The 15,375-nt window shown below is 50.3% G+C and carries 8 protein-coding genes; 7 read left to right on the top strand and 1 reads right to left on the bottom strand.

Features of this window, described 5'->3' with window-relative positions; translation table 11 throughout:
• Window positions 1–46 precede the first annotated feature (46 nt).
• Window positions 47–1,498 (top strand): SulP family inorganic anion transporter, encoded by a 1,452-nt coding sequence (locus BMY78_RS21465; protein ID WP_090903422.1) that lies wholly within the window; start codon window positions 47–49, stop codon window positions 1,496–1,498.
• Window positions 1,499–1,987: 489 nt separating this feature from the next.
• Window positions 1,988–3,547 (top strand): DEAD/DEAH box helicase, encoded by a 1,560-nt coding sequence (locus BMY78_RS21470; protein WP_090903423.1) that lies wholly within the window; start codon window positions 1,988–1,990, stop codon window positions 3,545–3,547.
• 233 nt (window positions 3,548–3,780) lie between these two features.
• Here the strand turns inward: BMY78_RS21470 and BMY78_RS21475 are convergent, their stop codons facing one another.
• Window positions 3,781–4,713: a hypothetical protein gene (locus BMY78_RS21475; protein WP_090903424.1), complete on the bottom strand. Its 933-nt coding sequence runs from the start codon at window positions 4,711–4,713 to the stop codon at window positions 3,781–3,783.
• Window positions 4,714–5,249: 536 nt separating this feature from the next.
• On the opposite strand from BMY78_RS21475, the gene BMY78_RS21480 reads away from it, so the two are divergent.
• The 5 genes from BMY78_RS21480 (at window position 5,250) to BMY78_RS21500 (ending at window position 15,366) form a co-directional block, all read left to right on the top strand.
• Complete coding sequence (locus BMY78_RS21480; RefSeq protein WP_090903425.1) at window positions 5,250–7,043, top strand: vWA domain-containing protein; 1,794 nt, start codon at window positions 5,250–5,252, stop codon at window positions 7,041–7,043.
• A 223-nt stretch (window positions 7,044–7,266) separates the two neighbouring features.
• Window positions 7,267–10,656 carry a tubulin-like doman-containing protein gene (locus BMY78_RS21485; RefSeq protein ID WP_090903426.1) on the top strand — a complete coding sequence of 1,130 codons (3,390 nt, stop codon included), beginning with the start codon at window positions 7,267–7,269 and terminating at the stop codon, window positions 10,654–10,656.
• A gap of 14 nt (window positions 10,657–10,670) precedes the next feature.
• Window positions 10,671–13,184 (top strand): transcription initiation factor TFIID, encoded by a 2,514-nt coding sequence (locus BMY78_RS21490; protein ID WP_256222254.1) that lies wholly within the window; start codon window positions 10,671–10,673, stop codon window positions 13,182–13,184.
• A gap of 230 nt (window positions 13,185–13,414) precedes the next feature.
• Window positions 13,415–14,698: a vWA domain-containing protein gene (locus BMY78_RS21495; RefSeq protein WP_090903428.1), complete on the top strand. Its 1,284-nt coding sequence runs from the start codon at window positions 13,415–13,417 to the stop codon at window positions 14,696–14,698.
• A gap of 20 nt (window positions 14,699–14,718) precedes the next feature.
• Window positions 14,719–15,366, top strand: a complete 648-nt coding sequence (locus BMY78_RS21500) for a beta-mannanase (RefSeq protein ID WP_090903429.1) — start codon at window positions 14,719–14,721, stop codon at window positions 15,364–15,366.
• Window positions 15,367–15,375 lie beyond the last annotated feature (9 nt).

Raw genomic sequence — 15,375 nt, forward strand, 5'->3', positions numbered from 1 at the left:
AGACAAATTTGATTTTAAATACGTAGGAGGACCGGCAAAGGAAGATATGAATACTTTAAAACAACAATGGTTTGGTAACATTCGCGGAGATGTGCTGGCAGGTATTACGGTAGCCTTGGCGCTGATTCCGGAAGCCATTGCCTTCTCGATCATTGCGGGTGTCGATCCGATGGTCGGATTATACGCTTCGATTACGATTGCCATCGTGATTTCAATTGCGGGCGGAAGACCGGGCATGATCTCGGCAGCAACGGGCGCAATGGCGGTACTGATGGTGGGACTCGTCAAAGATTATGGCGTGGAATACCTGTTTGCTGCTACGATTTTGACAGGCATCATTCAGTTTATTTTGGGGATTTTCAAGGTTGGGCGGTTTATTACGTTTGTGCCGCATTCGGTGTTGACCGGATTTGTGAACGCACTGGCGATTCTCATCTTTATGGCTCAGCTTACCCATTTCACGGGCGCTAACTGGATCATGTATGCGATGGTAGCAGGTACGCTAGCGATCATTTATATTTTGCCACGTTTTTTCAAAAGCGTTCCGGCTCCACTGATTGCTATTGTAATCATGACGATCATTACGGCGCTATTACATCTGGATGTCAAAACGGTAGGAGATATGGGGAATCTCACGAGTACCCTGCCTATGTTCCATCTGCCGAATATCGACTGGTCTCTCAATACGCTAATGATCCTTCTGCCGTATTCGTTCACGATGGCTCTGGTAGGTTTGCTGGAATCTTTGCTGACTGCAACGATTGTGGATGAAATGACCGAGACCAAGAGCAGCAAAAACCGTGAAGTACGTGGTCAGGGGATTGCCAACTTTGTTAATGGCCTTTTCGGCGGCATGGGTGGCTGCGCGATGATTGGACAGTCGGTTATTAATGTGAAATCTGGTGGTCGAGGTCGATTATCCACATTTACGGCTGGCGCTTTTCTGGCCATATTGTTGTTATTGCTCAGTGGTGTGGTGAAAGAGGTGCCGATGGGTGCACTCGTAGGTGTCATGTTTATGGTGTGCATCGGTACGTTTGACTGGGGTTCTATCAAGAACATTGCGCGTGTGCCACGAGCGGAAGCCATTGTTATGGTAGTCACAGTTGCTATTGTGGTGTATACCCACGATCTGTCTATCGGTGTAATGGTCGGCGTTGTACTTAGTGTGCTTCATTTTGGTTGGAAACAGACCAAGATTCGTGTTCAGGCAAAGGAGGAGCAGGGGCAGAAGGTGTACCGTGTCCACGGACCGTTCTTCTTCGGTTCATCTTCCCGCTTCGTTGATGAGTTCAATGCGGAGACTGATCCGCAGGAAATCATGATTGATTTTGGCGGATCACATATTTGGGATAACACGGCGGTCGTCGCCATTGGTAAAGTGAAGTTCAAATATGCGAAGCTGGGAAAAACAGTGCATCTGCGTGGACTGAACGAGGAAAGCTCTCGTTTGCTTGAGAAGAGTGGTTTTGCCACGGTGCAAGGGCACACTTCGTAATTTAATAGCTATAGCTGAATCCAAATGAGTAACATTAATAGATGATAAAAGGTGCTGTCCTGCAAGTCATGATGGATCATGACAGGGATGGCACTTTTTTGTTATATTCTAACGAGCCGTAGGCGATTTATATGCCCGCTATCTGTATTCTATCGCTAAATCTAGCCGGAATAGCAGGGCTGAAGTTCGTTACAATTTCTCAGAGTGTCATGACTGCGGTATAAGGTCTGTATGATTCGTTAACGCTTTAAACACAACGATCCGAGACATTTGTGGACAAATGCAGGAAAGTAACTCCTGATCCCCTTTTGTTTTGCTTGACTAACGTGTAAACTACAGGGTATGGAGAAGAAGAGCAACGGACCGATTGCTTTTTAAAAAATTCATTTCATAATCATGATTGATATACGGAAAACTAGTCTTGATTGAAGCCAAGTGAAAGCAATTATGAAATGGACTTATCTAAATGAATATACAGAGGTGTAACGATTGGCAAACTTTGAACAACTGGGCATTCGCCCGGAATGGTGCGAGATCCTGAAACATCAGGGCATCGCCGTGCCGACTCCGGTACAGGAGCGTTCGATTCCGGTATTGCTGGGTGGGCGTGATATTATTGCTGAGGCACAGACGGGTACAGGGAAAACGCTGGCTTTTTTGCTGCCGATTATTCAGAAAATTAACGTATCCGACCGCTCGCCGCAAGCACTGATTATTGCCCCTACGCGGGAGCTGGCGCTGCAAATTACGGAAGAAGCGAAGAAGCTGACTGCAAACGACGATAAGCTGCATGTTCTTGCGGTATACGGCGGACAAGATGTGGACAAGCAGCTCCGCAAACTGCAAAACGGTACACAGATCGTGATTGGTACGCCGGGACGTCTCCTGGACCATCTGCGTCGTGGCACGTTGAAGCTGGATAATGTGAAGAAACTCGTGTTGGATGAAGCTGACCAAATGCTGCACATGGGCTTCCTGGATGATGTGGAAACTATCCTTCGTGAACTGCCACACAAACGTCAGACGATGCTGTTCTCGGCAACGATGCCAAAAGGCATTCGCAACCTGGCGAAGAACTACATGAAAGACCCGGAAGATGTAAAAGTATCCTCCAAATCTGTGATTCCGATCAATCAGATTCGCCAGCAGGTGCTGGAGTGTACGGATCGTGGCAAACTTGAGGCACTTCGCGGCATGATTGATACGTATCGCCCGTACCTGGCGATTGTTTTCTGCCGGACCAAGCGCCGTGCATCCAAGCTGAATGAAGATCTGCGTGAAGCAGGTTATGCGAGCGATGAACTTCATGGGGACCTGTCCCAATCCAAGCGTGAGAATGTAATGAAAGCATTCCGCGACGCGAAATTGCAAATCCTCGTTGCTACGGATGTTGCTGCACGCGGACTGGATGTTGAAGGCGTAACGCATGTATTCAACTACGATATGCCGCATGATGCGGAAAGCTATATCCACCGGATCGGCCGTACGGGTCGTGCAGGCGGCACGGGCCTTGCCGTGACATTTGCAACACAGCACGACAGACCGGAGCTTGCTCGTATTGAGGAAGGCACCAATCAGAAGCTGTCCCGTATCCAGTGGACAAGTGAAGGTCCGGTAGCATCAACTGGAGCAAATAGACGTTCCATCAACAGTCAGGGTGATGAAGAACGTTCTGGCGGACGCTCCGCTGGGACAGGCAGTGCCCGTCGTGGTGCAGGTCGTACCGGCCGCAGCGAAGGCGGACGTGGCGGTCGTGGTGGTTCCCGTGGCGGCGAAGGTGGACGCAGCGGTGGTCGTAGTGGCGGCCGCAGTGGCGACGAGCGCAGCGCAGGCCGTGGTTCCGCGCGCAGCAGCGACAGCAGTCGCGGTGCAGCGGGTCAAGGCGGGCGTGGTGCAGGTCGCAGCGGCGATGAGCGCAGCAGCGGCTGGGGCGGCCGTAGCGCCGATAAGCGCAGCTCCGGGCGCGGCAGTGAAGGTTCACGCCGGACGGACTCCGTAGGACGCGGGCCGGCCAAGAGCGACCGCCGCGATTCTCGTCGCGGACGGTAAACGATCAAACCCATAACAAGTAGTTTGGAAGAACGCCATACATTTTCCAAATATCAAAACACCTCATCCTAGACCTAAGGATGGGGTGTTTTTTCGTTGAAGCTTATATGATAAAAACTATACAATGTCACGTGTAATTCCAGTACGCATGCAGGGGTAAACGAATTGTGGTTCGTCTATATACAGGGATTGAGTTTGCACTAATTTACATTTCGGTTCCATATACAACAGCTCTACACACGAACATCTGCGTATGAATCCCGATATTTCTCGTTATACACCCGAGTAACCGATTCCGCCAGACCTCCACGTGCCTTACCCGGATACAGCTCCAGAGTTCGATAGAGCCGCATAAACCGATCTTTGGGCATAAAGCGGGCGTAGCGAGTAATAAGACTGGGGAACAACTCAATATATTTACTTTTGCGTACAGCAGCGGCGGCTACTGCCGTCAGAATCTGAATCCCGTTGTGCAGCTGCAAAATATTCACTTCGTACGTGGCGACATATCGAATCGCATCTTCACGGACCAATTCGGGCTTCAGCCGTGCGATTTCACCGATATATTCAGCGAGCAGCCGCTCGAAGCTGTGCAGCAGCAGAGGTTTGAGCTGCAGGTCCATATCACTGCGCAGCACAAAGGATTGCAGCAGCGCAACCTGCTGCAGACGAATCCGGTCGTTATAGACGAGTGAGCCGATCTCCCGGAGCATTTCGTAGGCTAGCGCTTCATCCTGCTTGCGTGCTTCAGCGACAAGGGCCCAATTTCGGTTAATGCCCTGGCGAATTGCTTCCTCATCCTGATGCAGCATGCGTTTGAGTTCACGCTGCTGTTCGACCTGGAACGATCGCTTTTGCATGAAGATCAATCCAATCAGGAGCAGCAGTGAGATGCTGGCCGCCGCCATCGTTTGGTCTATGGTTTCACCAAAATAGGTGGCCGCTGCACCAAGGATTACCGTGATAAACAGGTCGCGTGCAATCCGACGTTTCACGCGGGAAGAGGCGCGTTCTTCCACTGTGGCAAGGGTGCCGCGCCCACAGGCAGTACAGTGATCCTCCCACAGGCAGGTATACTGGCCGCATCGTTTGCAGACACGCAACTTTTGAAACGCATGCGTTGTTCTTATAAAAGGTCTGATGGATACAACTTGTTTATTGCTCATGGTCAATCACGCTCGCCATTCAGAATAGTGTAGAGGGTTCGATCGGCATCTTCCCGAGAAACGGGTTTGCGCCGATGAAGCAGGAACGCAATCACCTTTATAATGACAAAAAGAAACAATATGGCGAGGCATCCGTATGTAACCATAATCCGTTCCTTTCTATGGCTTGATCATTTTGCTTATGTTGTAAGATGAACTATTGTTTGCACACCCGAGCCATTTCGATGGCAGAACAACCTTTCTGACCTCTCCGTTAGCGTGTGATTCTTATATTCATCTTATAAACGATAATGTTTACTGATCAAGCGTCGTTATATTGCAGTTTGCTGGCAATAACTATATCATATTTCCATAGTTGGAACTTTCATGCCAGCTACTGACATGAATTCGTCGATTTTTGTCAGTCATTACAAAACTGTAACTGAAGATAGGGGTGCTTTTCAGAATTTATTAGTAGACTGTTAAGATTTCCTTAAGGCTTGACGCCTATAATAAACTATTCCCATTTTAATCTCAAACGTGAAGGAGTACACCCAATGCTGCGGACAAGCAAAATACGCTGGCTCAGCGGAACTCTGGTTCTGCTGGCATTTCTAACGCTGCTGCTACCTCAGGCGTTGCTGCCACATGCTGCAGCGGCTCAGGCACAGACAAGCGGAATCGATGCGGTACTTGTAGCCGATGTCAGTAATTCAATGAATACAAGTGACCGTGACAAGATCAGCAATGAAGCCATGAAAATGTTTATTGATATGCTGCCGGTCCAGGGGGACAAGGTAGGGATTGTCGCTTACACCGATCAGGTGGAGCGGGAAAAGGCATTGCTGGAGATTCAGTCCGATGCGGACAAGAGCAGCCTGAAAGATTTTATTGATCAGCTCGGCCGAGGGCCATATACCGATATCTCTGTCGGGGTGGCTGAAGCGGTGAATGTGCTGAACCATGGAGCAGACGCATCTCACTCGCCAATGATCGTGCTGCTGGCTGACGGCAACAACGATTTTAACAAAACTAAAGGTCGCACCCAGTCTCAGTCCGATGCGGATCTGGCAAAGGCCGTCAAGGAAGCACAAGATCAGGGGATTCCCGTCTATACGATTGGACTGAACGCAGACGGCAAACTGAACAAGGACGCACTTGCAGATCTGGCTCAGCAGACCGGAGGCAAGTCCTTTATCACAGATACACCGGATGATCTGCCACAGATTCTGAGTGAGATTTTCGCCGATCATGCCAAACTGAATGTCGTGAAGCTGCCCTCCATTACAGGAAACGGCAGTTATCAGGAAGTTACCGTGAACGTACCGAACGACAGTGTACTTGAAGCCAACATCTCGATTATGTCTTCAAAGCAAGTCCAGATTGAATTGACCGATCCTTCAGGCAAGGCCGTAGATCTGAACTCTGACGCAGCCAAGCTCTCGACTTCAAAGAGTTATTCCTTGGTGAAGCTGCTCAAGCCTCAGGAAGGCGATTGGAAACTTCGGGTAAAAGGGGCTCCGAAAGACAGCATCGATATCAACCTGTTGTTCAACTATGATCTCCAGCTCGTCGTGGACCCAATTAAGACCAAGTCCTATACGAAGGGTGACAAAGTCGATCTGACTGCCAAGCTGGAGAATGGGGGACAACCGCTGCAGGATAATGACCTGTATGCCGATATGAAGGCGACATTGGTCGTAAACGATCAGGATACAGGCAAAAGCACAGAACAGCCGCTTGAAAACACGGGTACCGGGTTCGCCGGAACGTTTGAAGTGCCGGACAACCATAACTACGAGCTTGTTATCCGTGCAGAAGAAGACAGCTTCTACCGGGAAAGTGCTCCAATTACGATCAATGCGGGCGGAGCAGCTGGTAGCGGAACTCAGCCAACGACTCCTGCGGGCGAGCAGGACAAGCCATTTCCATGGATACCTGTTATTTTGGGCGTGATCGCATTGATCGTGGTAGCTGTGGGTGTCTGGTTCCTGTTAGGCTGGTTGAAACGCAAAAACCGTGGATTTGTCGGACAGATGGTTGTCGAAATTCGTGATGAGAATACCGGGGACAAGTCGTACCCGCAATATAAAAAGCTGACATCCTTCCGGGGCAGATTCCATCTGCACCAGCTGTTACAGCTGGACCCTGAGTTGAAGGAAACCGAGAAATATGTATTTACACCTGGCAATGGGGATCGAATTATAATCCGTAACACTGCAGGTGGAACGCTGGAGAAATCCGGCCGTGCCGTTGATGCAAGCTCAGGCGTTGAACTGAAGAACGGTGACCGACTGAGCATCCCGCTGCAACAGGCGGACAAAACGATTTTGATCGAGTACTTGGTCTGAAAATGATTGCCAATAGAAGTTGGAATAACCGTTTACACAAGAACGTAGAGGGCAGAAAAAAGCTGAAGAAGCGAAGCGCTCGCCTTTATCACCAGATTTTCACCTTTGAAAAAGAGAATCAAAAAATCTGGGGATAACAGCGATCGGAAGGTTGTTCTGTCATCGGAGTGGCAAGTGTAATCATGTGTAGTTCCGACTGCGTTAACTAAAGGGAGGACAACGAATGAAACCGATTGTTAGAGAACATATTCAGCAACTGGATGTATCGCTTGGCGGAGGGATTGTCAGTGAGAAAATCAGAGTCGATACAATTGATAACCCGATTCTGATTATCGGTCTTGGAGGAACAGGTATTGATGCACTGTTGCGTCTTAAATACCAGATTAACCGACGTTTCAAGCTGCCGCAGGACCCGGTATCTAAGAAAAAAATGGACAAACCGTCCAACGTGGAGTTTCTTGCTTTTGAAACGAATGAACAGGATCGCGCCAAAAAGTATAAAGGCATCGGACTTGATCCAATTAATGAATTCGTATTGCTGTCCAATGCCGAGATTGGGGGACTGCTTCAGAACCGCAGCGTATTGGAGCCGTACATTACGGACTGGCTGTCTCCGGAGCTGAGCATCACCGATGGCATGAACGGAGCCGCAGGGGTGCGTCAGGCTGGACGTCTGCTGCTGTTTACGAAGATTAACCAGGTCGTACAGGCGATCGACAAAAAGATCAAAACATTATCTGTAGGCACCAACAAAAAACTGATGGTGTTCCTGCTGACAGGTCTTTCCGGCGGTACAGGCAGTGGTTGTTTCCTCGATATCTCCTATATCGTGCGCGGGATTATCGAACGTGATCACGGCTCTGCCGGGATTGACCGCGTGAATACGCTTGGTTATCTGTTCACCCCAGACGTGAATCTGTCCAACAAAAGCTTGAGTGAACACACTCGTGAATATATCCGCAAGAATGGATACGCTGCGCTCAAGGAATTGGATTACTGGATGAACGTGGATAGCCGGGGAGAGCGTTTCTCTCAGAAATACGGCAATATTCTGACCGTAAATTCACCGCTGCCGCCTTTCAACCTGTGTCATCTGATTTCCGCAACCAACACGGAAGGCAAACTGCTGGAGAACGCCTATGATTACTGCATGAACGTCACCGCCGAGAACATCACTAACTTTATGGCGAGTGAGGAAAAGCAATCCGGCGAGGAGTTTGCCATCCACGATTATATTAGCAACATTCGCACGAACATTGCACAGATGAACAAAGCCTATCCGGCCAACTATGATTACAACATTATCGGTGCATCCTCAGCGGTACTGCCGATTGAAGAAATGACGACTTATCTGGCTTACCGCATGTTCGACAAAATGAACACCATGTTCTCCAAAGCGCCAAACCAGGAGGATACCGAGAAATTTGCCCGCAAGCTCGGCATTGATCTCGAAAGTGTGGTCAAGTCCTTTGAAGCCCGTGTGCCGGAGCCGCTCCCAGGTTATCAGAACAGCGAGCGTCTGTCCTATGGCAATGTGGTGAAATCACAGGTTGTGAACATGGATACCGAATTGGAGCAGAACTTCCTGGCTCGTGCCCGTGAGGAATATATCAAGGCGAAGAAACAGCTGCCGGGTGAGATTGCGGGTCAGTTCACCGAACAGATCCGCCGTATGTTTTTGCATCCTGAACAGGGTCCGTTCTATGTCTCCCGTCTGATCTACACGGAAAAAGGCTTCTGTGTACTGAAGATGATTCAGTCGTACATTGAAACCCTGCGTGAGAATGCCTTCCGCATTCCGCGTGACATTGAGGCCGCTCAGGAGCAGTCCGAAGAGAAGCTGGGCGATGCGAAGAGTGCGTTTGTCTCCAAAGAGAAGAAGAAGAATGCTTATATTGAAGCAAAAATTCATGAGTACTGGCTGCATGCCGATGTGGAACGCAACGATCAGATGATCGAGTTCTACGAGGACCTGTACGAATTGCTGAACCAGGAGAACAGCCGCATTTATAACGTATTTACCGAAACGCTGAACGCACTCAGCTCGATCTTCTCCAAAAACGGGGATATCCTTACACGCGGCGAAGAACAGTCCGATCATAAAGGCAACAAAACGTATTACTGGAACGTTGTAAGTGTGCCGGATATCGTCAGTGTGGTGGATGGACTGCTGGACAAGCGCGATACGGATGACCTGATCCGCGACTTCTCGCGTGAATTGCTGGAGAACTCCAGCCAGTGGGTGAAAGAGAATGAGATCGATATCGTCAGCTCCATCTCTGATTTCCTGACCGAGAAGTTCGGAGATCTGATTACCCGCTCGATGGAGGACTTCCTGGTTATCAAATATGGACAGGACGAGTCGGTCGAGAAATTCGTGGAACGCTTCATTGCAGGCAAACTGGATGATGAGGCCGTTCCGGTGTTCAATCTGAGCAACAGCACAGGCAGTCTGCATTTCCCATCCTGGGGATTCGTATCGGTGCCGGCACAGGCGCCGGGCATTCTGAGAGGGATTCGCAATTATCAGAATAATGCGGTGGGCAAATCTCATTTTACCGTTAAGGAAAGTGAAGTGCGCAACCGGATCTTCTGGCTGAACACTCGCAACGGGGTACCATTGTTTGTGTACACACCACTCAAAGTATATGAGGAAAGTTATGAACGTACCATTTTGGACAAAGAAGGTATCGGACGCCATCTGGTGCAAACCGAAAAGAATAACTGGACCTATCTGCCGTCGCCAATTCCAGAAAAGTCATGGGGGGATGTGTACGAGAACGCCCGGGTGAAGCAGTACAACGCCCGTGTACGTACCGAATTCGAGCAGGCGCTTGGATACAACATTGTGACAGCCAAATCCATTGATGAGAATACAAGCAACCGCTATGCAATTGTGACAACAGAACCGTTTGACCTGTCTGCGAAGCTGGGTGCCTACGACATGCGCCTGACGTCCACCACGCCGAACCTGGGTGAAGTGAAGCGGGCAGTCATGGAATTGAAACGCCTGCAATCCGAAGGATTGCCACGGGTGTCGGTGAAGGACATTTTCGGAAGTATTAATGAAGATATGGCCAAAGAAAACCTGGTGCGTTCCCCGCAGCTGATCGCGCGGGTACGTGAAGAACTGGCGAAGATGAACGCCATCTCGGCCAAAGTCACCGAGCTGGAAGGCATTCTCGCCCAGCATCAGGACGAGGAGCAGTGGTACGACCGCTTCATCGAAGCACTATACACCGATACCATCGTGAAGAAAGGCGCGCTGTACGTCTATGACCGTGATCCGGAAGAAGACGCGTGGGAGCCGTTTGCGAACCTGATGAAGAGCCGCAACTTTGCCGAATATGAAGTGTTTGGCAACTTCCGTGGATTGGTAGAGAAGGATCGCAGCACGTTGCTGCGCAAAGCTTCCCGCCGTGATAACGACCTCACCGCTTCCGAAGATATCACGCCACTGCTTACGAAATTGGATGATCTGGCTGCATTGTTCATGGAGTCACGTGATCGTCTGGAATACGAGCGAGTGGAACTGGCGAACGGGGAAGACATCTACCAGTTCTACAGAACGATGTCATCGAAACTGAATGACATTCGCAGAAGGCTGAAGTAAGGGTGGCGGCCGGGATGGAGTTCAGCTCGAACAATGCTCTGAAACGCAATCTGGAGAAGTATGCAGCACAGTATGCAGCAGAGCAGGAGCGTCAAGGCAGCCTGGGTGATGGTCGCAGCAGCATCCATTACCCCGCGTTGTTCCTGTTTGTGGGTGACCAGGTCGCTCCGGCAGTGTCTGCTGTCCAGGAAATCAACCGGCTGAAGTGGGATAACGGAGAAGGTGTAGTCTATGTACAGATTGGGACGGAAAATCAGGAAGATGCCCGTCATCGTGAGCATGACCCCGTGCAACCGAAGAAATACAGCGCTGGTGCTCATTCAGGATATGCACGTGTTAACGGCTTGAGTGATGCAAGGAATGGCAGCACTTCCGATGAGGGTCAGGTGACACGTCACGTGCTTCCCTTGTCCACCATACAGACAGATCGACCTTCCAAAACGCTTCGCAAGGACGTACATCGCAGTTTCCACGATTCAGATCAGGCACTCTTTGGTCTGAATCGTACCTTGCGGCGGGTGAGTAATCGTATTGCCGAATACGGACGCCTATATTCATCGTTCGATCGAATCTACGTGACTGTCGTGACCAGGGCAGATGATCCGTTGAATGTATTGTTGCCGGAGCTTACCAAGCTGACCGAAACAATATTGGCTCAATCCTTCAAGTCGGTACAGACCGATTTGCATGTGCTGGTCAGCGAGATGGAGCAGGTCGATTCCTTCGGTTATGCAAGCGCGGCGGGACTCGCTTTTCTGCGGGAATTGGATTACATGCAGGGGCTGGACTATACGTTCAGTGGCAATCTGTTGGTTACGGAGGACGGCATCTCCATTCCGGTTGTACATCCCGCTTCTCCGTTATTTGATCTCGTATATATTTTGTCAGACAAGAATGAGCGGGGAACTGGCGTACCCGGCGGGTGGATCGAAAATGCCGAGATCATCTGCCGAATCTGTCTGCTCAAGAACCGGAAGCAGGATGGGGATAGCTCTGGTTCCGTATTGAGCACAGGGGCCAACACGTATAACAATACGTCGTTCAAAAATAACATCCGTACGACCTCGGATCAGCATGGTTATGCCAGTGCAGGTTTTGCCGAGATTAGACGGCCGAACAAACCCATTGCACTCGCGGTGTTGTACCATCTGTATCGTTATTTGCTTGAACGGATGCGGCAGGAACCCGAGTGGAGCATCAAGGACAAGCTTGCCTTTTTCGGACTGGATGGAGCTTCGGTAGAGCGCAAAGTGGAAGGGATTCTTCCTGATGAGGATCTGGTGAGCGGTATGAGCGGCATTATGACGCATAACGTCAGCTTCACCGATCTGAAGCCGCTCTCGCTGCGTGAAGCGGAGAGAGCACTGTTCGGGCATGGGGCAGAGGCGTACTACCGTGATAACGTGGTCCGTCTTGCCGAGGAACGAGTACGCCAGCGCAGCACAGAAGGCTCCCTTCGTCGTAAGGCCGAGCAATCGCGCACGGAGCATCCTGAGGTTGGCTATTTTCAATGGGCCGCCTGGAGTGACAATGGGTTCGGCAGTGTGCGTGAGGCATTGCTTGGATTGATTCGTGATAAATCGGTGCAGCTTGAATCCGCACGGGCCTTACTGGAGCAGCGTCAGCAGGAGCGGGTAGAGGATCAGTCGTTCAAACGTGCCTTCTTCCGTGACAAACAGAACGTGCGCAATTTAATCGATTGTTTGCTGGAACGCGTGTATGTGCCCAAAGTTGAATTGTTGCGTCTTGAGAATGAATTGCAGCTGCTTCGTGTCTACGACACAGAGATGGAACAACTGCATACGTTCAGCCGCAGTGTAACGGAGACACTGGCAACGTTGGAACGTGTTTTGCGTGAGACAGCGGTAGAGAGCATAGCGGCTGCAGATGAATATATCGGTCAGAACGTAATGGAGTACTACGGCAAAGTGACGGAAGCGTTGATCGCAGATTTGGAGGCGAAGCGTGGACGGGATGTCTGGTTCGAGGACCGCTATATGGGGGATATGAACCAGCTTGCCACAGAAGGAAACGAGCGGCTCCTGCAACGTCTGATGGAAGTATGTCATGTGATGCTGCTTACAGCAGAACCGCTCCGGGTACCTTTTGAGGAAGAATTGCTGTTACGAGCGAATGTTACCATTACCTATGGAGACAAAAATGTACTGACCCGTGATGATCTGTTCCGCCGATTGTATCGTACACTGGAGGAACAGGCAGTGGTTCGGGTAAGAGTATTCGACTATACGCAGGAACATCGGTATGAAGAAAAATATTTCTTTGGTGATCACCATAGTGCCTTCATGGACTACGCGGCGCATGCCGAAGAAACGTCACGGATCTATAAGCTGGGTGTGGTATACGAAGAACGAAGCAGTGGTGTGGAGAAGCTGAATCTGATGGGGGGCTTCCATCTGGAAGACCTGATGGTGTATCGCAATGGTCGGTTGTATTACGATTCGTATACGGAGAATGGTTATGAACTCCATCCGTCCGGTCTGGCCGAGAAGCTGTCACCCATGCGTTAAAACATAAGGCTGTATCTCATATGGACGGAAGGGAGGGAGGTACAGATGGACGACGGAACCAGGGGCCTAAAGCCGGGCACAGTGCATCTCATTGGCTCGCTGTGTCCGGGAGTGGCTTGACGTCGTCGATCTGTTTTCCGTTCATGAACATGAAGATTCTTGTTTTTCTTCATCCGGTTTCGTATTAATTCAGCTGTTCAACGGCTGGTTTGGAAAGGATGCATGCAAACATGCAGCGAAAAATCAATCTTCTCCTGGTCCTGTTCAGCCTAATTGGCGGAGCTGTGGGCTTTGCGGCTGGAGAAATCATGCTGCGTCAGTGGCTCGGGGAAATGCCCCGTCTATTGCTGATGGGATTATACTTTGGCGTGTTGGCGCTTAGTGTTGGATTATTCTGTTTACTCGCAGAGATGATCTCGCCAAAGCTGAACGGAGCTTCCTGGAAGCTTCGATATCTAGGACTATCTTGGAAACTGCTTGTTCCAGCAACGCTGGCGCTGTTGTTTGTCGTTGGACTTGCCCTGCAATTGCTGTATCAGATTAACCCAGGCGGTGTGAAACAAGTCAAAGACATCGTACTGATGATTGATAACTCAGGCAGTATGAGTGAGACAGACCCGGATAACGGTCGCTTTGAAGCGGCCAAAACACTGATCAGCCAAATGGAAAGCGACAAACAGGTGGCGGTGATTACCTTTGATGATCACCCCGAGCTGCTTCAGCCGTTCACCCCGTTGGACAGCGAAGCTGCCAAAAATGAGGTGTACAGCAAAATAGACGGCATCGTGACGACCTCGGGCGGAACTAATTTCGATGCAGCACTGCGGGAAGCGATGGAACAGATTAAGGGCAAACAGGACCCGAAACGTGGAACGGTAGCGATCCTGTTATCCGATGGATTCAGTGATGCAGACACATCCGGCATTTTGTCTGAGTATGCGAATGAACAGATTGCCGTCAATACGGTGGGACTGAGTCTGGTGGACCCTTCCGGAACCGACTTGCTGCGTCATATCGCCCAGCAGACGGGCGGTATGTACTATGATGTACCAGATTCCGGTGGACTTAATCTGGCATTCCAGCAAATTTACGATACGATTGATGAACGAACGCTGGTGACCGAACGTACAGGCATGATGGAGCATAGTACGTATCTGGCTATCTTTAGAGTGGCTGCCTTACTGTTGATTGGTGTCGCACTAGGCGTGTCGCTTGGACTGGTATTCGATAACCGTCATCTTGCACTCAGTTTCGGAATTGGGGGTGCCGTGTCTGGTCTATTGGCTGGACTTCTGCTCGAATGGGGTCTGGACGGATCAACAGTTGGTGATACATTTGTGAGATTTGGAGCGATGCTCATCTTATCTGGTGTGTTAACCCTGTTCAGCTGGATCATTCCGATCAAGGAGAATACACCGCGGAAGACGCGTGGGCGCCGCGATGCAGGTGGAGGAACCAATTCGGTGGAAGGATTCGGTCAGCGGGCAAGAGATTCGCGCAGCAAAGGATTTTGACGTCTGGAGGTAGGCGATAGATGCGTTTTATGGATGCAGACCCTTCAGCGCCCCTGATTCGCAGACTGACACTTGCAGTGGACGAGAGCCAGTGTACACTTCGCTGGCTCTGGCCAGAGAGCGTGGAAGCTGTATATGTTGAACGGCTGGAGCTCGATATGATGGGTGATGATCGTACCGGGGAACAGGCTGCACAGGGCAAGCTGAAGTTATACACAAAAGAAGAATATAAGGCGAGCAATGGATATATGGATCGAATCACGGGTTTTGGTGCCATCCGTTATACAGTGTATGTGTGTCAGATGGAGGAGGACGGGCCAGTTCTGGTGCGTCAGCGTGATGGGGACAACACGGTCGTTGCCAGTGCAGGCAAGGCGGATATTCGCTTTTCGATCCGGTACAAGAGCGGTTTTTTTCAGAAACGAAAAAGTGTACTGATGACCGTCACAACGGAAGCACCTGTTCCGAAGGAAGCGCTCTGTTATGTCCGCAAGCAAGGCGGGGTTCCGTTGAATAAGGAAGATGGCACGGTGTACCCTTTTGTGAGTGATTTTGCTCCCGGGAGAAATGAGATGCCGCCCGTCGAGGTCGCCAAGGACGATTACGTAAGGTTGTTCTTCACGGATGGACCGAAATATGGAGCCGCCTATCGGCTTATATCAGACTAGATAGTTAGG

The organism is Paenibacillus sp. OK076, assembly GCF_900110055.1.
Taxonomy (GTDB): Bacteria; Bacillota; Bacilli; order Paenibacillales; family Paenibacillaceae; genus Paenibacillus.